At 68.5% G+C, this 21,072-nt stretch carries 22 protein-coding genes and 1 tRNA gene; 10 read left to right on the forward strand and 13 right to left on the reverse strand.

Going from position 1 to position 21,072, the window contains the following annotated elements:
- The first annotated feature begins 196 nt into the window (after nucleotides 1-196).
- Together ACFQ4E_RS06825 and ACFQ4E_RS06830 are read left to right on the forward strand one after the other, a co-directional pair.
- Nucleotides 197-775, forward strand: coding sequence for a nitroreductase family protein (locus ACFQ4E_RS06825; protein WP_386802188.1), 579 nt, complete (start codon nucleotides 197-199; stop codon nucleotides 773-775).
- A complete protein-coding gene (locus tag ACFQ4E_RS06830; RefSeq protein WP_386802189.1) occupies nucleotides 772-1,473 on the forward strand; it encodes an EI24 domain-containing protein in 702 nt (233 codons plus the stop codon). Before ACFQ4E_RS06825 ends, ACFQ4E_RS06830 begins: the two co-directional genes overlap by 4 nt.
- Here ACFQ4E_RS06830 and ACFQ4E_RS06835 read toward each other — a convergent pair.
- Nucleotides 1,448-1,723, reverse strand: a complete 276-nt coding sequence (locus tag ACFQ4E_RS06835; RefSeq protein ID WP_386802190.1) for a DUF1467 family protein — start codon at nucleotides 1,721-1,723, stop codon at nucleotides 1,448-1,450. The genes ACFQ4E_RS06830 and ACFQ4E_RS06835 overlap by 26 nt on opposite strands.
- Before the next feature lie 35 nt (nucleotides 1,724-1,758).
- Complete coding sequence (mce, locus tag ACFQ4E_RS06840; protein ID WP_386802191.1) at nucleotides 1,759-2,163, reverse strand: methylmalonyl-CoA epimerase; 405 nt, start codon at nucleotides 2,161-2,163, stop codon at nucleotides 1,759-1,761.
- Between the two features lie 142 nt (nucleotides 2,164-2,305).
- Here mce and ACFQ4E_RS06845 point away from each other — a divergent pair, with 142 nt between their 5' ends.
- Complete coding sequence (locus ACFQ4E_RS06845; RefSeq protein ID WP_386802192.1) at nucleotides 2,306-2,968, forward strand: response regulator; 663 nt, start codon at nucleotides 2,306-2,308, stop codon at nucleotides 2,966-2,968.
- A gap of 90 nt (nucleotides 2,969-3,058) precedes the next feature.
- On the opposite strand, the gene ACFQ4E_RS06850 is transcribed toward ACFQ4E_RS06845, so the two are convergent.
- Both ACFQ4E_RS06850 and ACFQ4E_RS06855 read right to left on the reverse strand, forming a co-directional pair.
- Nucleotides 3,059-4,279 (reverse strand): DUF1501 domain-containing protein, encoded by a 1,221-nt coding sequence (locus tag ACFQ4E_RS06850; RefSeq protein ID WP_386802193.1) that lies wholly within the window; start codon nucleotides 4,277-4,279, stop codon nucleotides 3,059-3,061.
- 3 nt (nucleotides 4,280-4,282) lie between these two features.
- Entirely contained in the window at nucleotides 4,283-5,650 is a 1,368-nt protein-coding gene (locus ACFQ4E_RS06855; protein ID WP_386802194.1) for a DUF1800 domain-containing protein, read from the reverse strand.
- Nucleotides 5,651-5,834: 184 nt separating this feature from the next.
- On the opposite strand from ACFQ4E_RS06855, the gene ACFQ4E_RS06860 reads away from it, so the two are divergent.
- A complete protein-coding gene (locus ACFQ4E_RS06860; protein ID WP_386802195.1) occupies nucleotides 5,835-6,467 on the forward strand; it encodes an MT-A70 family methyltransferase in 633 nt (210 codons plus the stop codon).
- A gap of 12 nt (nucleotides 6,468-6,479) precedes the next feature.
- On the opposite strand, the gene ACFQ4E_RS06865 is transcribed toward ACFQ4E_RS06860, so the two are convergent.
- From ACFQ4E_RS06865 to ACFQ4E_RS06875, 3 genes are all read right to left on the reverse strand, one after another.
- On the reverse strand, nucleotides 6,480-7,211 hold the full coding sequence (locus tag ACFQ4E_RS06865) for a BglII/BstYI family type II restriction endonuclease (protein WP_386802196.1): 732 nt from the start codon (nucleotides 7,209-7,211) through the stop codon (nucleotides 6,480-6,482).
- Between the two features lies 1 nt (nucleotide 7,212).
- The gene (gene aspS / locus ACFQ4E_RS06870) at nucleotides 7,213-9,105 is read right to left on the reverse strand and encodes an aspartate--tRNA ligase (protein WP_386802197.1); all 1,893 of its coding nucleotides are present in this window, start codon (nucleotides 9,103-9,105) and stop codon (nucleotides 7,213-7,215) included.
- 124 nt (nucleotides 9,106-9,229) lie between these two features.
- Complete coding sequence (locus ACFQ4E_RS06875) at nucleotides 9,230-9,829, reverse strand: V4R domain-containing protein (RefSeq protein ID WP_386802198.1); 600 nt, start codon at nucleotides 9,827-9,829, stop codon at nucleotides 9,230-9,232.
- A gap of 317 nt (nucleotides 9,830-10,146) precedes the next feature.
- Between ACFQ4E_RS06875 and carB the strand changes: the two genes are divergently transcribed.
- Complete coding sequence (carB, locus tag ACFQ4E_RS06880; protein WP_386802199.1) at nucleotides 10,147-13,479, forward strand: carbamoyl-phosphate synthase large subunit; 3,333 nt, start codon at nucleotides 10,147-10,149, stop codon at nucleotides 13,477-13,479.
- A gap of 49 nt (nucleotides 13,480-13,528) precedes the next feature.
- On the opposite strand, the gene ACFQ4E_RS06885 is transcribed toward carB, so the two are convergent.
- Nucleotides 13,529-14,785, reverse strand: a complete 1,257-nt coding sequence (locus tag ACFQ4E_RS06885; protein ID WP_386802200.1) for an RsmB/NOP family class I SAM-dependent RNA methyltransferase — start codon at nucleotides 14,783-14,785, stop codon at nucleotides 13,529-13,531.
- Between the two features lie 89 nt (nucleotides 14,786-14,874).
- On the opposite strand from ACFQ4E_RS06885, the gene ACFQ4E_RS06890 reads away from it, so the two are divergent.
- Complete coding sequence (locus ACFQ4E_RS06890; protein ID WP_386802201.1) at nucleotides 14,875-15,054, forward strand: DUF1674 domain-containing protein; 180 nt, start codon at nucleotides 14,875-14,877, stop codon at nucleotides 15,052-15,054.
- Between the two features lie 11 nt (nucleotides 15,055-15,065).
- Here the strand turns inward: ACFQ4E_RS06890 and ACFQ4E_RS06895 are convergent, their stop codons facing one another.
- Nucleotides 15,066-15,425: a dihydrodipicolinate reductase gene (locus ACFQ4E_RS06895; protein ID WP_386802202.1), complete on the reverse strand. Its 360-nt coding sequence runs from the start codon at nucleotides 15,423-15,425 to the stop codon at nucleotides 15,066-15,068.
- Nucleotides 15,426-15,521: 96 nt separating this feature from the next.
- A complete protein-coding gene (dapB, locus tag ACFQ4E_RS06900; protein ID WP_386802203.1) occupies nucleotides 15,522-16,331 on the reverse strand; it encodes a 4-hydroxy-tetrahydrodipicolinate reductase in 810 nt (269 codons plus the stop codon).
- Nucleotides 16,332-16,445: 114 nt separating this feature from the next.
- Here dapB and rbfA point away from each other — a divergent pair, with 114 nt between their 5' ends.
- The 3 genes from rbfA (at nucleotide 16,446) to ACFQ4E_RS06915 (ending at nucleotide 18,758) form a co-directional block, all read left to right on the forward strand.
- Nucleotides 16,446-16,841 carry a 30S ribosome-binding factor RbfA gene (gene rbfA / locus ACFQ4E_RS06905; RefSeq protein WP_386802204.1) on the forward strand — a complete coding sequence of 132 codons (396 nt, stop codon included), beginning with the start codon at nucleotides 16,446-16,448 and terminating at the stop codon, nucleotides 16,839-16,841.
- A gap of 23 nt (nucleotides 16,842-16,864) precedes the next feature.
- Nucleotides 16,865-17,602 (forward strand): phosphodiester glycosidase family protein, encoded by a 738-nt coding sequence (locus ACFQ4E_RS06910; protein WP_386802214.1) that lies wholly within the window; start codon nucleotides 16,865-16,867, stop codon nucleotides 17,600-17,602.
- Between the two features lie 103 nt (nucleotides 17,603-17,705).
- On the forward strand, nucleotides 17,706-18,758 hold the full coding sequence (locus ACFQ4E_RS06915) for a hypothetical protein (protein ID WP_386802205.1): 1,053 nt from the start codon (nucleotides 17,706-17,708) through the stop codon (nucleotides 18,756-18,758).
- Nucleotides 18,759-18,838: 80 nt separating this feature from the next.
- Here the strand turns inward: ACFQ4E_RS06915 and ykgO are convergent, their stop codons facing one another.
- On the reverse strand, nucleotides 18,839-18,964 hold the full coding sequence (gene ykgO / locus ACFQ4E_RS06920; protein WP_005850168.1) for a type B 50S ribosomal protein L36: 126 nt from the start codon (nucleotides 18,962-18,964) through the stop codon (nucleotides 18,839-18,841).
- An 82-nt stretch (nucleotides 18,965-19,046) separates the two neighbouring features.
- Nucleotides 19,047-19,121: transfer RNA gene (locus ACFQ4E_RS06925), tRNA-Val, on the reverse strand.
- 155 nt (nucleotides 19,122-19,276) lie between these two features.
- Between ACFQ4E_RS06925 and ACFQ4E_RS06930 the strand changes: the two genes are divergently transcribed.
- A complete protein-coding gene (locus ACFQ4E_RS06930) occupies nucleotides 19,277-20,137 on the forward strand; it encodes an N-formylglutamate amidohydrolase (RefSeq protein ID WP_386802206.1) in 861 nt (286 codons plus the stop codon).
- A 3-nt stretch (nucleotides 20,138-20,140) separates the two neighbouring features.
- Here the strand turns inward: ACFQ4E_RS06930 and lpxK are convergent.
- A partial coding sequence (gene lpxK / locus ACFQ4E_RS06935; protein ID WP_386802207.1) for a tetraacyldisaccharide 4'-kinase occupies nucleotides 20,141-21,072 on the reverse strand: 932 nt, incomplete at its 5' end.

The raw sequence follows: 21,072 nt of genomic DNA on the forward strand, positions 1-21,072 counted from the left end.
ACACCGGGACACCGGGACACCGGGACACCGGGACACCGGGACACCGGGACACCGGGACACCGGGACACCGGGACACCGGTCTCGCGATCCGGTGCCTGCGTCAAGCGACATGATCCTCTCCATCCAACGCAAGCCTCTCCGGTTGAACATCGCGACCGAAGCGCAGAGATAGAGGGCAGTTCACAGAGGAGCGCCCATGCCCGCCGCCAACCCCGATGCCCTCGCGTTTCTCCTCACCCGCCGATCGCGCCCGGCTAAGACGCTGACCGGCCCCGCGCCCGCGCGCCCCGAGCTCGAGACGCTCCTCACCGCCGCCGCCCGCTCGCCCGATCACGGCAAGCTCGAACCCTGGCGCTTCGTCGTTCTCGGCCGCCCCGCGCTCGCCACCCTCGCCGACGAGGTCGTCACCCGCGCAGGCCAGCTCGGCCTCGATCCCGAGCAGACCGATAAGGGCCGCAAGCAGTTCGCCGACAGCCCGCTCTGCGTCGCGGTGATCGAGGTCCAGCGCGAAAGCCCGAAGGTGCCGCCGATCGAGCAGACCTATTCCGCCGGCGCGGTCTGCCTCGCGCTCGTCAACGCCGCGCTTGCCTCCGGTTGGGGCGCCAACTGGCTCACCGGCTGGCCCGCGCATGACCGGGGCGTCGCCAGCGGCATGCTCGGTCTCGACGCGAACGAGCGCGTCGCGGGCTTCATCCATATCGGCACCGAGACCAGCGCGCCGCCCGAGCGCCCGCGCCCCGATCTCGGAGCTATCGTTACCTGGCGCGACGCGTGATTTTCTCGGCCGTCACCCGCGCGCTCGGCCAGATGGGCGATCCGCGCTTCCGCCGCGTGCTCCTGACCGGGCTCGCGCTCACCGTTGCCGTGCTCGCGGCCTTCTACACCGCCACGCTCTGGCTCGTCGGGCTGGTCGCGCCCGAGAGCGTCACCCTGCCCTTCTGGGGCGAGGTCACCTTCGTCGACGAGCTGATGAGCTGGGGCTCGATCCTCCTGATGCTGGGGATGTCGGTCTTCCTGATGATCCCGGTCGCCTCGGCGATGACCTCGCTCTTTCTCGAAGACGTGGCCCGCGCGGTCGAGGACCGCCATTACCCCGAGCTGGCCGCACCGGGCCGCATCCCGTTCTGGGACGCGCTCCGCGACACGCTGGGGTTCCTGGGCGTCCTGATCGGCGCCAATATCGTGGCGCTGATCCTCTACCTCGTCTTCGCGCCCATCGCACCGCTGATCTTCTGGGGTCTGAACGGCTTCCTTCTCGGGCGGGAATACTTCACCCTGGCCGCCATGCGCCGGGTCGGACGCGAGGGCGCGCGGCGCCTGCGGCGGCGTCACCTGGGCACGATCTGGGCGGGGGGCGTCGTGATGGCGGTGCCGCTGTCAGTGCCGCTCCTGAACCTCCTGGTGCCGATCCTCGGAGCCGCCACCTTCACCCATCTCTACCACATGCTCAGCCGCCGGGACGGTACCGGTTGAACATGTCGATATCCTCGACGGTCACGATCCCGAAGACGATCACGCTCGCGATGATCGCCCAGAGCACGAAGCTCACCCCGGTGGTGATCCAGGCCTTGGTCCGCAGATTGTGGATCTCGGGCGAGCTCGCATGGGTGCCGGGCACCACCTCGCCCATGTCTCCCTGTGTCCGGAGCCGGATCGGGATCACCACCAGGAAGGTGAGGAACCAGAGCACGGCATAGAGCACGAGCGCAGAGGTGATCGACATGGAGGGTCTCCCTGTAAGTCGCGGCGCAGATAAGCTCAGACCTGCTCGAGTTCCACCAGGCAGCCGTTGAAATCCTTGGGATGCAGGAACAGGACCGGCTTGCCATGCGCGCCGATCTTCGGCTCGCCCGAGCCCAGCACCCGCGCGCCGGTGGCCTTGAGGTGATCGCGCGCGGCAAGGATATCCTCGACCTCGTAGCAGACATGATGGATGCCGCCCGAGGGGTTCTTGTCGAGAAAGCCCTGGATCGGACTGTTCTCGCCCAGCGGATAAAGAAGCTCGATCTTGGTGTTCGGCAGCTCGATGAAGATCACCGTGACGCCGTGATCGGGCTCGTCCTGCGGCGCGCCGACCTGGGCGCCCAGGGCCGAGCGATACTGCTCGGCGGCGACCTCGAGATCGGGGACGGCAATGGCGACGTGGTTCAGGCGACCGATCATGTCTGGGCTCTCCGTTGCGGCATGTCGGCGCGCTTATCGCCCGCGCCCAAACCCGAGCGCAAGGGCGCGAAGGGTCGCATTAAGGGATCGTTATCCCCGCTTTGCCACACTCCGAATCGGACCAGCGAAGATGGAGGCGCGGATGGATCAGGACTTTTTCGGAGACATGTGCCGACCGACCATGGCGCGTCCGCTTCTGGGCCTGACGGTGCTCGTGGTCGAGGACAGCCGCTATGCCTGCGACGCGATGCAGCTGATGTGCATCCGCTCGGGCGCGCGCATAAGGCGCGCCGATTGCCTGGCCTCGGCGCGGCGGCACCTCGCCGTCTATCGCCCCTCGGCGGTGATCGTCGATATGGGGCTTCCCGACGGGTCGGGCGCGGATCTCCTGTCGGAAATGCGCATCGCCTCTCCCCGTGTCTCGGTCATCCTCGCCACCAGCGGCGATCCCTTCGCCGAGAAGGTCGCCATCGCCGCCGGCGCGGACGGGTTTCTTGCCAAGCCGCTGGCGTCGCTCGCCGCGTTTCAGAACGCGATCCTGGCCGAACTGCCGCCCGACCGCCGCCCGAACGGCCCGCGCAGCGTGGAGACGGTCGAGATCGCGCCGGACCCGGTCGCCTATCGCGACGATCTCGCCCATGCCGCCGATCTTCTCGATCCGCTGCCCGAGGGCGCGGAGGTGGATTATGTCGCCCGCTTCCTGTCGGGTGTCGCGCGCAGCGCCGAGGATACGGCGCTCGGTCCGCCGGTGGCGCGGCTGCGGCACCTTCTGGCGGAACGCCTGACGGAGCGGATCGCGATCTGACCCTGCGCGTCCTTGGCTCTTGGGGCCGTCGCGGGGTCACTCTTCCGAAGGTCGCGTGGCGAGCGGAGCCGACTCAAGCACCCGAGAGGATCAGGCGATCCAGCCGGGATCTGCGCCGAGATCGAGCCCCGGAAACACGACGCGCTCCAGGTCCGACGCCCCGATCCCGAAGAGCCCCCGCAGCACCCAGCCCGCATGGGCGCGCACGTCGCGGGTCGGCATCAGGTCGCGCCGGTCGTAGAGCGCCTCTTCCGAGAGACCCGGCCAGTCGGTCACGATCCGGCCTCCGGCCAGCGCGCCCCCGGCCAGGAACATCGCACCGCCCGTGCCGTGATCGGTGCCATTCGTCCCATTGAGCCGCGCCGTGCGCCCGAACTCGGTCATCGCCAGCACGGCGGTGCGCTCCCATTCGGGGCCGAGACCGTCGCGCAGCGTCAGGATCGCCTCGGACAACCGGTCAAGCGCCCGCCCGAGCGTCGCATCCTGCCGGTCATGGCTGTCCCACCCGTTGATCGAGAAGGCCGCGATCCGGCTCTCCTCGCGCAGGCGCGCGGCCACGAACTCGGCAATGGCACGGACCGCCGAGTTGGGTCCCCGCCCACCCTTCTGATCGGAGCCGAGCGCCGCCCGCATCGCCGCCTGATCGGCGACCTCAACCGGGTCGCCGTCGCCGCCCGCGATGCGCAATGCCTGCGCGAAGCTCGCTGCGAAGCGTGGGTCCTCCTGCATGACGAGCTCGGTCAGGCTGACCGCCTGCGGGCTGAGCGCGAGATCGGCCTCGGGTGCCCAGCGCAGGACCGGGGCGGCGCCGTCGAGCAGCTTCAGCGCGTCGTCGCCCACCGCATAGGCGGTTTCGGTCGGGCCCTGCGGCAGGAGCGTCAGAAGCCGGTTCAGCCAGCCGTCGCGCGCACCGGTCTGGCTCAGATCGCCCGCCTCCAACAAGTCCTGCCCGTCGAAATGGCTGCGCCCGTCGCGATAGGGGGTCGAGACCGCATGCGCCGCGCCGAACGCCCCGGCCTCCCAGAGCGGCATCAGCGGCGCGAGACGGGGATGCAGGGTGAAGCGGTCGTCCAGGCGCGTCCCGCCCGCGGCCAGAGCCCCGCGCCCCAGCGCCGTGTAGCCCGGGTCGCCGACCGGGCGCAGCGCATCGAGCCCGTCCATTGCGCCCCTGAGAATGATGACCACCAGCCGGTTGTCGCCGGGCGCACCCGCGAGGCTCACCTGCGTCAGAAGCGGGCTCGCGGCCAGCGAACAGCCGATCCCGAGCGTCTGGCCCAGGAACATACGGCGCGAGACGGGGCGCGAGACCATGGCTCAGCTCCTCTGGAAAGCGGGTGAGGACAGAACGACGCCGACCCCGTCCCAACGGGTCTCGGCGGCGGCGGCGGCGAAGCGGATGAGCGGCGAAGCGCGGCTGCCGAGCGCCGCGATGGCGAAGTCGCGCGGGTCCGGCGCGTCGCGCATGAGCGTCTTGGGCACGCTCATCGCCCACTGAACCCGGGCGGCCAGCGCCTGCGGGGCGATCCAGACGGCGTCCTCTTCCGGCAGTCCGGCGGGGCTCACGGGCTCCTCCCAGCGGTGGCCCATCAGGGCGAGCGCCCGGATCGCTCCCCGCCCCAACTTGACCGGAGCCGTTCCCGCCACCGCGTCCGGCCCGAGCGCCCGGAGCGCCGAGGACAGGAAGTCGAAGGCCGGTTTCACATTGGCGGGGCGCGGGTCCCAGGCCGCGGGCTGGGTGAGCATGGCGTCGTAGAGGTCTCGCAGCTGCGCGTCGGGGCGCAGAAGCGCCGCGGTCATCGCTGCAACCGCGTCGGGATCGGGCGTGTCGCCCAAAAAGTGAACCGCGAGCTTGCGCGCCAGATGCGCCGCCGTCGCGGGGTGCCCTGCGAGATATTGCAGCGCCGCGCGCAGATCCGCCTCGGGCTTGTTCCGTTCGAACCGCCGCCCCAAGAGCACGACCGGTCCCGGTTCGGCCCGGCGCGGCATGAAGCGGTACTCGAACGCGTCGCCGACAGACGCCCCGGTCAGAAGGATCGCCAGCGCGCGCACATCGTCCTGCCGGTAGCCTCCATCGACGCCCAGCGTGTGCAGCTCGAGGATTTCGCGCGCCAGGTTCTCGTTAAGACCCGCGAGACGCGGATTGTCCCGCGCGGCGCGACTGTTCGGCCCGACCGAGCGGACTTGGTCGAGATAGATCATCATCGCCGGGTGCAGGACGGCGGCCTCGAGAAGCGTTGCGAAGGGGCCGGTCAGATTGGGGCGCATCGCCTCTTCGAGATAGGGCGAGATCGCGCTTCGATGAACGGCGGTGCGCCCGGCAACCGTGAAGTGATCGGCCCAGAAGGCAGCGAGCCGCTCGCGGAAGCCGCAGGGCGTCTCGACGCGACGGATCAGTCGGAGGCCCAGCCAGGTGGCCTGGTCCTGCCGACCCTGCTTGAGCAAGCCCTGGCGGTGCGTCCTTGCGGCGCGGGTCTCTTCGGCGGAGCCGGCCTTGCGGATGCGGCGGCCCGCGTCCCTCAGGTCTGAAAGCAGCGCGGTCTGTTCGGAGAAGAGCCTGGGCGTTTCGGACCGGTCAGGCGTGGAGAGGCCAGCCAGCATCGCCTCCACCGAGGCGGGTGCCGGTCGGACCGGGGACAGGCCGCAGCCGAAGCGAATCTCGGCGAGTTCCGGGCTGAAGATCATGCAGGAGGTTCCCAAGACGCGACTGAGGAAGAGCTATCCTAGTGCGGCGCGCGTGTCGGCCCACATTTTCGTGTCGCGACGGGCGCTGGCGGAGATTTGCCGGATTGCCCTTACCGGATGTTAACTGCTAGGTTCGCACAATGTTCGCATGACATCTCTGGCAGGGTGGAGCAGTATCTGGGGTATGGGGCAAGACGCAGCACAAGACCTGGAGCGATTCCTGAAAGGTGACCGGTTCGGCTGCGTGATGGCCGACCCGCCCTGGCGCTTTACCAACCGCACCGGCAAGGTCGCGCCCGAGCACAAGCGTCTCGCGCGCTATCCGACCATGACGCTTCCCGAGATCTGCGCGCTGCCGGTGGCCGATCACCTCGCCGACCGCGCGCATTGCTATCTCTGGGTGCCGAACGCGCTTCTGCCCGAGGGGCTGGAGGTGCTGCGCTCCTGGGGGTTCGAGTACAAGTCCAACATCGTCTGGCACAAGGTCCGCAAGGATGGCGGCTCGGACGGGCGCGGCGTCGGGTTCTATTTCCGCAACGTGACCGAGCTTCTGCTCTTCGGCGTGCGCGGCAAGAACGCCCGGACCGAAGCGGCCGGCCGGCGGCAGGTCAACATGATCCAGACCCGCAAGCGCGAGCATTCGCGCAAACCCGACGAGCAATACGAGCTGATCGAGAGCTGCTCCTGGGGTCCGTATCTGGAGCTCTTCGGGCGCGGCACCCGCGAGAACTGGACCGTTTGGGGCAACCAGGCGGATGCGGATTACAAGCCGACCTGGAAGACCTACGCCTATAATTCCGGGGTCGCCGCCGAGTAGGCCGCGAGGGGCTCAGTCGGTCAGGACCGACGCGGGCAATCCGATCAGGAGCAACGGACAGGGATTGCCGACACCGCGGCGCACGCGGTCGTCGAGCTTGCTCCAATGGGTCGTGGCCTGTCCGAACTTGTCGGCGACGAACTTGCGCGCGAAGGCGTCGGCGAAGGGCATGCCTCGGGCGACCTGCCCAGCGACCGCTCGGCGCTGCGCGGCGGTGCGCGCGCCGATCCCGAGCCGTTCGAGATCGTCCTCGGAGTTCAGCCCGTTTTGCGACAGCCACGTCGTCACCCGGTCCAGAAGCACGTCCTGCAGGCTGGCGCCTCGGGTCACGATCACGCCGACCGAGATCGCCGAAAGCGCATGCAGGCGCTGGAAGTTCTCGAGATCGCGGTCGAAGAACGGATCCTTGTTGTTCCACTCGATCTCGAGCGCCAGCGTGCCCGGTTCCGCTAAGCGGACATGGTCGACCTCGTGACTGACGCCCTCGCGCTCGATGCCGTCGACGATCGTCTGGACGTGGAACTTGTGCTTGCGCCAGCCGATATCCGAAAGCGCGTGGCGCAGGCGCTGGGTCTGGCCGCTCTCGCCGCCACCGCCTCCGATCAGCTCGTCCATGGCGATCCGGAAGCCGGACAGGGCCGAGACCAGCTCGTCCAGCTGCCCCGGAAATTCATAGGACAGGATCGCTTCGGCATGGTTGCGGGCGAGGACGTCGTAGCCCGCTTCCCGCAACCGCTCCAGCATCTCAGTTCTCCGGCGGAATGACCCGCAGGCGCAGCTCCATGAGCTGGTCCGAGGCGGGCTCGGACGGGGCGCCCATCATCAGGTCCTCGGCGCGCTGGTTCATCGGGAACATGATGACCTCGCGGATGTTCTGCTCGTCGGCGAGAAGCATCACGATGCGGTCGATGCCCGCGGCGCAGCCGCCGTGCGGGGGCGCGCCGAAGCGGAAGGCGTTGACCATGCCGCCGAAGCGCTTGCGGACCTCGTCCTCGCCGTAACCCGCCAGCTCGAACGCCTTGAACATGATCTCGGGGCGGTGGTTCCGGATCGCGCCGGACACGAGCTCGTAGCCGTTGCAGGCGAGATCGTACTGGTAGCCCAGCACCTTGAGCGGATCGCCCGAGAGCGCATCCATACCCCCCTGCGGCATCGAGAAGGGGTTGTGCGAGAAGTCGATATCGCCCGTTTCCTCGTCGGCCTCGTACATCGGGAAATCGACGATCCAGGCGAAGGCGAAACGGTCGGTGTCGGTCAGCTCCAGCTCGGCGCCGATGACGTCGCGCGCCTTGCCCGCCACCCGCTCGAAGCTCGCGGGCTTGCCGCCGAGGAAGAACGCGGCATCGCCGACGCCGAGGTCCAGCTGCTGGCGGATCGCCTCGGTCCGCTCGGGGCCGATGTTCTTGGCGAGCGGACCGGCGGCTTCCCAGTATTTGTTTGCAGGGATCTCTCCACGTTCGAATACGCTTTCTCCCGCGAAAGACTGCTCCCGCTGAATCTTTCTAAGGGGATGATCCATATTTTCCATGGCTTCAGGCGGCAAGTCAGCAAGCCTCCAGAAGATGTAGCCCATCCCGGGCAGGCCCTCTTTCTGGGCAAAGGCGTTCATGCGGTCGCAGAACTTGCGGCTGCCGCCCTTGGGCGCGGGGATCGCGCGGATCTCGTTGCCCTCGTGCTCGAGAAGCTTGGCGAAGATCGCGAAGCCCGAGCCGCGGAAATGCTCGGAGACGTCCTGCATCTTGATCGGGTTGCGCAGGTCCGGCTTGTCGGTGCCGTACCAAAGCGCGGAATCGGCATAGGAGATCTGCGGCCAGTCGCCGGGCGCGTCGACGCGGCGGCCTCCACCGAACTCCTCGAAGACGCCCGCGATCACCGGAGCGACGGTGTCGAACACGTCCTGCTGCTCGACAAAGCTCATCTCCAGGTCGAGCTGGTAGAAATCGGTGGGCGAGCGGTCGGCGCGCGGGTCCTCGTCGCGGAAGCAGGGCGCGATCTGGAAATACTTGTCGAAGCCCGACACCATGATCAGCTGCTTGAACTGCTGTGGCGCCTGCGGCAGCGCGTAGAACTTGCCGGGATGAAGACGCGAGGGCACGAGGAAGTCGCGCGCGCCTTCGGGCGAGGACGCGGTGATGATCGGCGTCTGGTACTCGCGGAAATCCTGCGCCCACATGCGCTTGCGGATCGAGGCCACGACATCGGAGCGCAGCGTCATGTTCTTCTGCATCTCGGCGCGGCGCAGGTCGAGGTAGCGATAGCGCAGGCGCGTCTCCTCGGGGTATTCCTGATCGCCGAAGACGATGAGCGGCAGCTCCTCGGCGGCGCCGAGCACGTCCATGTCGCGGATATAGACCTCGATCTCGCCGGTGGGCAGCTTGGCGTTCACGAGGCTCTCGTCGCGGGCCTTCACGACGCCGTCAATGCGCACGCACCATTCCGAGCGCAGCTTCTCGACCTGGGCGAAGACCGGGCTGTCGGGATCGCAGAGCACCTGCGTCACGCCGTAATGGTCGCGCAGGTCGATGAAGAGCACGCCGCCGTGGTCGCGGATCCGGTGCACCCAGCCGGCGAGGCGGACGGTCTCGCCCACATGCTCCTTGCGGAGATCGGCGCAGGTATGGCTGCGATAGGCATGCATCGGTGAAAAACCCCTTGGACGGTGCCGGAAAACTAGGCGCCGATACACCCCTCCCGGCCCGGGAAGTCAAGGGAGCGGTCAGGGTTTCGTCCCGATGCGGCGCGGTCCGGCCCGGTGGGCGGGATCACATCTTGAGCTGGAAGGTGCAGTGATCGGAATCGTCGGCGCAGCACGAGGTCTCCGAGCAGATGAAATCCCGATGCGCCAGACGCTGGAAGAGATGCTCGAAAAAGGCCGCGTAGAAGAGGCAGGTCCGCGCGCCCCGCTGCCGGGGTCCGATCAGCGGGTTCTTGTAGATCGCCAGCCGGCTGGTGGTCTGGATCGCGAAGAGGCCCGAGCCGGTGAATTGCGCGGCATTGAGGCGGACGGACTTGCCGACAAGCCAGGCCGCCATGGAAAACGGCATGTTCTGAAGAAGAAGCCGCGCCTGGGGGGCGACGGCGGAGACGACGAACATCTCGGCGGCGACCCGTCCGGCCTCGTCGAACATCTGGACGTCGGCGCCCGGCCAGGCCTCGCGGATGTAGTCGTGGAGCGCCAGCACCTTGGCTTCGGGGACCATCTCGTTGTCGCTGGGCATCAGCTCGAGCCCGACCGAGGCGAAGGCCTCGTCCCGGGCCGCGGCTCCGACATGCTGCTCGAGCACCGTCCAGAACGGCGCCACCATCAGCGCCCCGAGCGCATGCGTGCTCTTTGGGGGCAGGAATGCAGTATCGGAGTCCATCAACATCTCATGTCACAGTCATGTCCCAGAACCCGGTCGACGATCCGTATCGCCGGGGGGAGGAGCGGGCAGCAGTGCGCGACGAGGGGACAGGCGCACCCGGTCTACGTCCAATATCGGCAGCCTATGACTCAGATAAAGGGAGCCTTACGGACTATGGTGTCAAAAAATACTGACACATCTTGCGAGAGGCTGACAGCGGCCTTTCGGCAGGGGTGGATTGAGGGGGTTGAACCCAAGGGGCGCTTGGCTATACGTCACGCCAATTTGGCCCCCGTCAGGCTGCTGCCGGGCGTCGTCTGCCACAGAGGTCCGCTATGCCCAAACGCACCGACATCTCCTCGATCATGATCATCGGCGCCGGACCCATCATCATCGGTCAGGCCTGCGAGTTCGACTATTCCGGCGCACAGGCCTGCAAGGCGCTGCGCGAAGAGGGCTACCGGGTGATCCTGGTGAACTCGAACCCCGCGACGATCATGACCGATCCCGGGCTGGCGGATGCCACCTATATCGAGCCGATCACCCCCGAGGTCGTGGCCAAGATCATCGAGAAGGAGCGCCCCGACGCGCTTCTGCCGACGATGGGCGGTCAGACCGGTCTGAACACGGCGCTGAAGCTCGAGGAGATGGGCGTTCTCGACAAGTTCGGCGTCGAGATGATCGGTGCCCGCCGCGAGGCCATCGAGATGGCCGAGGACCGCGCGCTCTTCCGCGAGGCGATGGACCGGATCGGTCTCGAGAACCCCAAGGCCACCATCATCACCGCGCCGAAGAAGCCCGACGGCAGCCCCGACCTCAAGGAAGGCGTGCGCATGGCGCTGGCCGAGTTGGAAGAGATCGGCCTGCCCGCGATCATCCGGCCTGCCTTTACCCTCGGCGGCACGGGCGGCGGCGTCGCCTATAACCGCGAGGATTACGAGTATTACTGCCGCTCGGGCATGGATGCCTCGCCGGTGAACCAGATCCTCGTCGACGAGAGCCTTCTGGGCTGGAAGGAATACGAGATGGAGGTGGTGCGTGACACCGCCGACAACGCCATCATCGTCTGCTCCATCGAGAACGTGGACCCGATGGGCGTGCATACGGGCGACTCGATCACCGTCGCCCCGGCGCTGACGTTGACCGACAAGGAATACCAGATCATGCGCAACGGTTCGATCGCCGTCCTGCGCGAGATCGGGGTCGAGACCGGCGGCTCGAACGTGCAATGGGCGGTGAACCCCGAGGACGGCCGCATGGTCGTGATCGAGATGAACCCGCGGGTGTCGCGGTCCTCGGCGCTGGCCTCCAAGGCCACGGGCTTCCCGATCGCCAAGATCGCCGCGAAGCTCGCGGTCGGCTACACGCTCGACGAGCTCGACAACGACATCACCAAGGTGACGCCCGCGAGCTTCGAGCCGACCATCGACTATGTCGTGACCAAGATCCCGCGCTTCGCCTTCGAGAAGTTCCCGGGCTCCGAGCCGCTTCTGACCACCGCGATGAAATCGGTGGGCGAGGCGATGGCCATCGGCCGGACCATCCACGAGTCGCTGCAGAAGGCGCTCGCATCGATGGAGACCGGGCTCACCGGCTTCGACGAGGTCGAGATCCCCGGGGCGCCCGACAAGGCGGCCATCGTCAAGGCGCTGTCGGTCGCGACGCCCGACCGGATGCGCACCATCGCTCAGGCGATGCGGCACGGGCTCTCGGATGACGACATCCACGGCGTCACCATGTTCGACCCGTGGTTCCTGGCCCGCATCCGCGAGATCGTCGAGGCCGAGGCCGAGATTCGCGACACCGGCCTGCCCCGGACCGAAGAGGGTCTGCGCGCGCTCAAGATGATGGGCTTCACCGATGCCCGTCTCGCCACGCTGACCGGCACGACCGAGCGCGAGGTCCGCAAGGCGCGCCGCGACCTGGGCGTCGTCGCGGTCTTCAAGCGCATCGACACCTGCGCGGCGGAGTTCGAGGCCCAGACCCCCTACATGTACTCGACCTACGAGGCCCCGATGATGGGCGAGGTCGAATGCGAGGCGCGTCCCTCGGGCGCGAAGAAGGTCGTCATCCTCGGCGGCGGTCCGAACCGGATCGGCCAGGGGATCGAGTTCGACTATTGCTGCTGTCACGCCTGCTTCGCGCTGACGGATACGGGCTACGAGACCATCATGGTCAACTGCAACCCCGAGACCGTCTCGACCGATTACGACACCTCGGACCGGCTCTATTTCGAACCGCTGACCTTCGAGCACGTGATGGAGATCCTGCGCATCGAGCAGGAGAACGGCACGCTGCACGGCGTCATCGTCCAGTTCGGCGGGCAGACGCCCCTGAAGCTCGCGCGCGCGCTCGAGGCCGAGGGCATCCCGATCCTCGGGACCACGCCGGACGCCATCGACCTTGCCGAGGACCGCGAGCGGTTCCAGGACCTGGTGAACCGCCTGGGCCTCAAGCAGCCCCGGAACGGCATCGCCACGACCGAGGCTCAGGCCAAGGCCATCGCCGACGAGATCGGCTATCCGCTGGTGATCCGCCCCTCCTACGTTCTGGGCGGCCGCGCGATGGAGATCGTGCGCGAGCCCGCGCAGCTCGACCGCTACATGCGCGACGCGGTGGTGGTCTCGGGCGACAGCCCGGTGCTTCTCGACAGCTACCTCTCCGGCGCGACCGAGCTCGATGTCGACGCGCTCTCGGACGGCGAGGCCGTGCATGTGGCGGGCATCATGCAGCATATCGAGGAGGCCGGCGTCCATTCCGGCGACAGCGCATGCTCGCTGCCGCCCTATTCGCTGCCGCGCGACATCATCGAAGAGGTCGAGCGCCAGACCGAGGCGCTGGCTCGCGCGCTCAACGTCGTCGGCCTGATGAACGTTCAGTTCGCGGTCAAGGACGGCGAGATCTACCTCATCGAAGTGAACCCGCGCGCCTCGCGCACCGTCCCCTTCGTCGCCAAGGCCACCGACAGCGCCATCGCGTCGATCGCGGCGCGGATCATGGCGGGCGAGCCGCTCTCGACCTTCCCGCTGCGCGAGCGCTACCCCGAGGATACCGGCTACGACTCGACCCTGCCGCTAGCCGACCCGCTGACGCTGGCCGACCCGAACATGCCGTGGTTCTCGGTCAAGGAGGCCGTGCTGCCCTTCGCCCGCTTCCCCGGCGTCGACACGATCCTCGGCCCCGAGATGCGCTCGACCGGCGAGGTCATGGGCTGGGACCGCTCCTTCCCGCGCGCCTTCCTCAAGGCGCAGATGGGCGCGGGCACGCATCTGCCCTCCTCGGGCGCGGTGTTCCTGTCGATCAAGGACGACGACAAGGTGCCGCAACTGGCCGAGACGGCGCAGATCCTCGCCGATCAGGGCTTCCGGATCGTGGCCACCAGCGGCACCGCCGCGTTCCTCGAAGAGCATGGCATCGCCTGCGAGGTGGTGAAGAAGGTCTATGAGGGGCGTCCGAACATCGTCGACACGATGAAGGATGGCGGCATCCAGCTGGTGATGAACACCACCGAAGGCGCCGCCGCCGTGGCCGACAGCCGCGAGATCCGCTCGGTCGCGCTCTATGACCGCATCCCCTATTTCACCACGCTCGCCGGGGCCCATGCCGCCGCGCAGGCGATCAAGGCCCGCGACGAGGGCGAGCTGGTGGTGAAGTCGCTTCAGGCGTGACGGTGATCGGGCGGGCGGTTGCCGCCTGCCCGTCCCGCGGCGGCGGAGGTCAGCCGCGCTCCAGAACCGCCATGTAGAACCCGTCCATGCCGCCGCGCTCGGGCCAGATCTCGGGCGTGAGGCGGAGGCCGCCTTCGCTGCTGCGCCAGCCGTCCTCGATCCAGTCGTGATCCAGCGGGACGACGCGGAGGCCCGGGTGGCGTTCTAGCGCGGCGTCGATCTGCGCCTCGCCCTCGTCGGGCAGGAGCGAGCAGGTGCAGAAGACGACGCGCCCGCCGGGACGGACCAGCGGCAGCGCGCGATCCAGAAGCTGCGATTGCAGCTCGATCAGCTCCGAGATGCCCTCGCCCGCCTGTGCGCGCGGCAGGTCCGGGTGGCGGCGGATGGTGCCGGTGGCCGAACAGGGCGCGTCGAGCAGCACCGCATCGAACGGCCCGCCCTCCCAGGTCAGCGCATCCGCGGCGACGATCTCGGCCGCAAGCCCGGTGCGCTCGAGATTCTCGCGGAGCCGTCCGAGCCGCGCCTCGGAGAGGTCGAGCGCGGTGACGCGCGCGCCGCCTGCGGCCAGTTGCAGCGTCTTGCCGCCGGGGGCGGCGCAGAGGTCCAGAACCGACAGCCCCGCGACATCGCCCAGAAGCTTGACCGGCAGCGCCGCGGCGGCGTCCTGCACCCAGAAGGCGCCCGTGTCATAGCCCGGCAGGGCGCTGACCTGCGCCGGACCGGTCAGGCGCACCGATCCCGTGGGCAGAAGCGTGCCATCCACGCTGTCGACCAGCGCCTGGGGGTCGTCCTTGGCGGTGAGGTCAACGGGCGCCCCCGCGAGATGGGCGCGCTCCATCGCCGCGACGCGCGGCTTTCCCCAGGCCGAGACCAGCGGCTGGCGCAGCCAGCGCGGCAAGCGCGGCACAGGCAGACTGTCCCAGCGGGCGGGAGCCTCTTCGACCATCTTGCGCAGGACGGCGTTCACCAGCCCCTTCATCGCCGCGGTGCGCTTGTTTCCAGCGACGAGATCGACGCAGGCGTTCACGACACCATGCGGCGCTCCGCCCTGCGCCAGCTCCACCGTGCCGAGACGCAGGACGTTTCTGACCTTGAGCGGCGGGCCTTTGCGCAGGTGGGGCGCGAGAAGCGCGTCGGCGCGTTCCATCTCGCGCAGGACCGACAGCGCCAGCCGCTGGGCCGTGGCGCGGTCTGCAGGCGGAAGCTCGGCGAGCGTCGCGGAGAGCTCGTTGAGCCTGCGGCCTTCGCCGAGCACCGCGCCCAGAAGCTCTATCGCCGCCCGTCTTGCGTCCGGTTCTCGTGCCATTGCCGTCCCTGTTCTCTCAGCGCGCCGGTCTTGAGCCGGGGCGAGCGCGGCGTATATCAACGCCAGGAGCGCAAGGAAAGCGAGAGCCTATGAGCGACAAGACAGACCTGCCCCCCGCCGCGCAGCGCGCGCTGGCCGAGGCCGAGGACCGCCGCCGCGCCGCCGAGGCGGACGCGCAGCCGTTGCCGGTCGAGCTTGGCGGACGCAAAGGGCCGGAGCCGGTGCGCTACGGGGATTGGGAAAAAAAGGGGCTGGCGATCGACTTCTAGGTCGCGCCCGTTCAGCGCAGCGTGAAGGCCGCCGAGCGGCCTGCGCCGCGATCCGAGGTGAAGCGGATCTCGCTGCCATCGGAGGCCACCGCCTGACAATTATAGCCGAGAGGGTCGCCGCCCCAAGTCAGGTTGCGGCAGAAATAGCCATCCTGCCAGCTCCACTCGCCGCTGACATCCCAACCGGCGCCGTTGCCGCTGATGCCGCCCTCGGGGCTGACGGTCAGCGAGACGAGCGGTCTGGTCAGGGTCTTTCCCGCGATCAACTCGACGAACTGCGCCCGATCCGAGATCGGGGCAAGCTCGGCATGGGCAGGCTGGGCCGCGGCGAGGGCGGCGGTCAGGGCGGTAAGGGCAATCGACAGGCGCATGGACGTCTCCGGTCGTGAACGGCTCCAATTCATATACGCTGACGTCTGCCGGAAAGGTTTCCCGCCCTCACGGGAATGTGAGCCAGAGCGAGCGCGTCAGAGGCCGAGAACGTCCAGCATGTCATAGGCGCCCGGCGCCTTGTCCTGCCCCCAGAGCGCGGCCTTGAGCGCGCCGCGCGCGAAGATGCCGCGGTCGGTGGCGATATGGCTCAGGCGAATGCGCTCGCCGGTGGCGGCGAAGAGCACGTCATGCTCGCCCACGATGTCGCCGCCGCGGATCGCGGAAAAGCCGATATGGCCGCGGCTGCGCTCGCCGGTGATGCCATCACGCCCACGGTCCGAGACCTCGGCCAGCGTGACGCCCCGCCCCTCGGCGGCGGCCTCGCCCAGCATCAGCGCGGTGCCGGAGGGCGCATCGACCTTGTGGCGGTGGTGGGATTCAACGATCTCGATATCCCAGTCGTCGTCCAGCGCCTCGGCGACCTTGCGGGTGAGCTGGGTCAGGAGATTGACGCCGAGCGACATGTTGCCCGCCCGGATCTGCACGGAATGGCGGGCGGCGGGCGCAAGGCGGTCGATCTGCGCCTCGGTGAAGCCAGTGGTGCCGATCACATGCACCGCGCGGGCCTGGGCGGCCAGCTCGGCGAAGGCGATCGTGGCCTCGGGCGCGGTGAAGTCGATCACCGCCTGGGCGCGGGCGAAGGCCTCGAGCGGGTCGCTAGAGACGAGGACACCGGACTTGGCGCCGCCCAGGGCTTCGCCCAGGTCGTGACCGACCCAGTCATGGCCCTCGCGCTCGAGCGCGCCGACAAGGCGCAGCCTGCCGCCCGCGGCGATCTCGCTCACGAGCATCTGCCCCATCCGTCCCGAAACTCCGGTGACCACAACGCCTGGCAGTTCGCTCATCTCGTTCTCCTTGCCCATCTGCGCCCTCATACGCCGCCGCCCTCCCCTTGGTAAAGCCGCTCACGCCCCTCGGGGGCGCTTGGCAAAGCCACGGGCGATGGTTAGGTGGGGAGCATGGCGAAGCACCGTTCTTCCGAGGGTTCCGGCCCGTCCCAGCGCCAGCTCCGCGTCGGCGAGCTGATCCGGCGCACCTTGTCGGATGTGCTGATGCGCGGCGACGTGCATGACCCCGACCTGACGCGCATGTCGATCACCGTGGGCGAGGTGACCGTGTCCCCGGATCTCAAGATCGCGACCGCCTATGTGCTGCCTCTCGGTGGCCGGGGTCAGGAGGACGTGGTCCAGATCCTCGCGCGCAACAAGACCGAGCTGCGGCGGCTCGTCTCCAAGAACCTCACGCTGAAATTCGCGCCCGACCTGCGGTTCCGCCTCGACGAGACCTTCGACCGTCTCGACGAGACGCGGCGGCTCTTTTCGCAGGACAACGTCCGCCGCGATCTCGAAGAGTGATGCGCGCGCGCGTGGCCCTCGGAATGGTGGTGTCGGCACTGGCCGCCTGGGCGTCGCCCGCGGCCCGTCCGGCCCATGCGCTTGGCTGCGAGAGCGTCACGTTCGAGGACACGCCCTATTCCATTTGCCGCGTCGACATGGAGCGCGACGACCTGCGGCTCTTTCTCGATGCCGAGGATGGCGAGCGCTACGGGCAGTTCAGCCGCATCGACGCGCTTCTGTCGCATGAGGGCAAGCGCCTCGGATTCGCGATGAACGCGGGCATGTATCACGAGGATCGCGCTCCGGTCGGGCTTTACGTCGAGGACGGGCAGGAGGTCATGCGGGCGATCCCGAACCCCGGGCCCGGGAATTTCGGCCTTCTGCCCAATGGCGTCTTCTGTTTCGGGGACGGCGAGGCGCGGGTGATCGAGACGCTGCGCTATCTCGACGAGGGGCCGGAATGCCGCTTCGCCACCCAGTCCGGGCCGATGCTGGTCATCGACGGCGAGTTGCATCCGCGCTTTCTGCCCGACAGCACCTCGCGCTACATCCGCAACGGCGTGGGCACGACCGGGGACAGCAAGACCGCGATCTTCGCGATCTCCGACCGTCCGGTGACCTTCCACGCCTTCGGGCGATTCTTCCGCGACGGGCTCGGGCTCGACCAGGCGCTCTTTCTCGACGGCAACGTGTCGCGTCTCTACGCGCCCGAGCTTGGACGCTCGGATATCGGGCGCTGGCTTGGCCCGATCGTCGGCGTGGTCACCGAAACCGAGTAGCCCGCGCCCGGTTCGACCGGAAACGTCTTTCCCCTGTCGCCCCCGATATGTTCTTCTGGGACGGGCCCCTCTGCTGCGGGTCGGTTTGTAAGGGAGAGGACATTTGGATCAGAAACTTGTTGGAACGGGGCTGGTCGCCCTGCTCGTCGGATTCGCGGCCGGCTGGATCGGGGCGCCGGACGCGCCTACGCTGTCACAGATCGGAAACCGCCTGTCCGAGGAGCTGACGCCGACCTCCGAGGCCACGTCGGCCCTGAGTGACCGCTTGGGCGCGCTCGAAGAACAGCTCTCCGGGCTGTCCGAGCAGGTCGCCGCAGCCTCCGAGCCCGATGGCAGCGCGGCCGCGATCTCGGCCCTGACCGAGGAAATCGCGGCCCTTTCGAGCCAGGTCCAGAGCGCGATGTCGGCGAGCGCCGAAAGCCAGACCGGGGTTGCCGATGCGCTCGGCACGCTCGGAGACCAGCTGTCGCAGATCGCGCAGGGCGGCGGTGGCGGCGCGTCCTCGTCGGGCAGCGACAGCGAGGCGGAGGCCCCCGCCGAATCGGCGTCGGCCAGCATGGATAACGGCGGCGGCAACAGCGGCGGCGGCGAGGGCACGCGCGCCGGCAGCACCGTCTCCTTCGCGGATGGCGCGATTCGCGTCTTTGTCTCGCGGGTCGATTCCGAAGGCGGCAGCGCGCGGCTCGCAATCGACGGTGCCCTGGTCACGCTGGCGGCGGGCGAAAGCCACGAGATCGAGGTCGAGGGCGAGCCCTGCTCGGTTACGCTTGATGGCGTGTCGGGCAATTCCGCGCAGATCTCCGGCGGCTGCGGCGACAGCGGCGGCTCGGGCGAGATCTCCGGCGAGGCGGCATCGATCGAGGGTGGCTCCTCGGGCGAGGGCAGTTCCGCTGAAGGCGGCTCCGGCGAGGGCAGCTCGGACGAGGGCGGATCGGCCCTGCGCATGGGTGAGACCGCGATCCTCGGCGAAGGCGCCGCGCGGGTCTTCCTGTCCGGCATGTCCGAAGAGAACGGCACCGCGCGCATCGCGGTCAACGGCGTGATCGTGGAGACGCTGGAGAGCGGCGCGTCGCTCGAGGTGCCCGGCACCGACGGCTGTTCCGTGACGCTGGACAGCGTATCGGCCGAGGGCGCGTCGGTCAGCTACGGCTGCTGACCCGCTCATCCGGCGATCCAGAAACGAAAAGAGCCGCCCCTCGGGGCGGCTCTTCCGTGTCCTGGAACCAGACCGGTGCTTCAGCCCTGGCGGGCCTTGAAGCGACGCTGGGTCTTGTTGATGACGTAGACTCGGCCCTTGCGGCGCACCACGCGGCAATCGCGATGGCGGTTCTTGAGCGAGCGGAGCGAGTTTCTGACCTTCATGGGGCCTCTCCTCATGTCGCGGCGCTCAACGCGCCTTTTGGGTTGCGGGTGTTCCGGACCAAGGTCCGGAACGGTGAATTCATGGTGGGCGGTACAAGGTTCGAACTTGTGACCCCTACGATGTCAACGTAGTGCTCTACCGCTGAGCTAACCGCCCGTTTTCCCGATCTTTCGAAGCCCCGCTCGCACCCCATAACGAAATGGGGCGCGGAAGCCCCGCGCCGGTGGAGCGCTCTATAAAAGGAGTCGCTGGGAGGATCAAGGGCTTTTGGCCGGGAAGAAAATCGGACTAGATTACGCGCAGGAGGGCCAATGCCGAAAACCGCCTATCACCTTCTGCGGCCGGAAACGACCGCCACGTCCGTGGTGTTCGCCTCGCCCCATTCCGGGCGGGATTATCCGTGGTCCTTCCTGCGCAACACCGTGCTCGACGAACGCTCGATCCGGTCGTCGGAGGATGCGTTCGTGGACCGGCTCTTCGACTGCGCCCCGACGCTCGGCGCGCCGTTCCTGACCGCGGGCGCGCCACGCGCCTTCGTCGACCTGAACCGCGCCTCGGACGAGCTTGACCCCGCGCTGATCGAGGGCATCCGCCGCGCCGGTCACAATCCGCGCGTGGCCTCGGGCCTGGGCGTGGTGCCGCGCGTCGTCGCCAATGGCCGCGCGATCTATCGCGGCAAGCTCCCGCAATCCGAGGTCGAGCGGCGTCTGACCGGCTACTGGCATCCCTACCATGCGGCGCTTCAGGGGCTCTTGAACGAGGCGCACGCACTTTTCGGCGAGGCGATCCTGATCGATTGCCACTCGATGCCGCACGAGGCCGTGTCCAGCTCCGGCCGGGCCGGAGCGCGGCGGCCCGATATCGTCATCGGAGACCGCTTCGGCGCATCGGCGTCGTCCAACGTGATCGACCGGATCGAACGGGCCTTCACCGAGGCGGGGCTGACCGTGGCCCGCAACGCGCCTTTCGCGGGCGCCTATATCACCCAGCATTACGGCCGCCCGTCGCGCAACCAGCATGCCGTGCAGGTCGAGATCGACCGCGCGATCTACATGGACGAGCGCACGATCCAGCCCAATGCGAATTTCCACGCCTTCCGCCGGACCCTCCGCGGCATCGTCGCCGAACTGGTCACGATCGGTCGTCGCGAACAGCCGATCGCGGCGGAGTAACCTCTAGCCGAAAATCCGATCCAGCGCGGCGTCGAGCGGCGCGGGATCGTCGATCTCCAACCGCACCGGCAGCGTCAGCACCTTGGGGCGCATCTCCGGCGGCAGGCGCACGGCGTCTTTCTCGGTGGTGACGAGCTGGGCGTTTTCGCGCGCCGCCTCCTGCTCGAGCCGCGTCATCAGCGCCGCCGAGAACGGCTGATGGTCGTCGAGCGCCTCGGCGCGCAGGATCTCGGCGCCGAGCGATTTGAGCGTGGCGAAGAATTTCTCGGGGTGGCCGATGCCCGCGAAGGCTAGGGCGCGGAAACCCTGCCACTGCATCCCGGTCTTGAGCGGCGCGAGGCGCGCGGTCAGGTGCGGGAGCTCGACGGCCTCGGACCAGCGATCCCGGAACTGGCGCTGCGCCTCCTCGGGCCCGATGGAGAGCAGCAGGTCGGCGCGTGCGAGCCCCGGGCCCACGGGCTCCCTGAGCGGGCCCGCCGGAAGGCAGCGCCCGTTTCCGAACCCCGCCACCGCGTCCACGACGACGAGGGAGAGGTCCTTGGCCAGCGCCGGGTTCTGGTGCCCGTCGTCGAGGAGGATGGCCTGCGCCCCGGCCCGGGCGGCCTCGCGCGCGCCCTCTGCCCGGTCGCGGGACACCCATGTCGGCGCGAAGGCGGCAAGAAGGAGCGGCTCGTCGCCGGTCTCGGTCGCGTCGTGGCGGCGCGGATCGACCCGCACCGGCCCCGGGAGCGAGCCGCCATAGCCCCGCGAGACGACATGCGCCGCGATCCCGCGCGCGGCCAGCCGATCGATCAGGGCGATCACCGTGGGGGTCTTGCCGGTGCCCCCGGCGTTGAGATTGCCGACCGAGATCACGGGGACGCCGACCTCTGCCCCCGGCTTCGACACCCGCGCCGCCGTGGCGCGCGCGGTCAGCCAGCCCAGGGGCGCAAGCG

Origin of the sequence: Litorisediminicola beolgyonensis, assembly GCF_042679605.1 — a bacterium.
GTDB classification, from domain to species: domain Bacteria; phylum Pseudomonadota; class Alphaproteobacteria; order Rhodobacterales; family Rhodobacteraceae; genus Litorisediminicola; species Litorisediminicola beolgyonensis.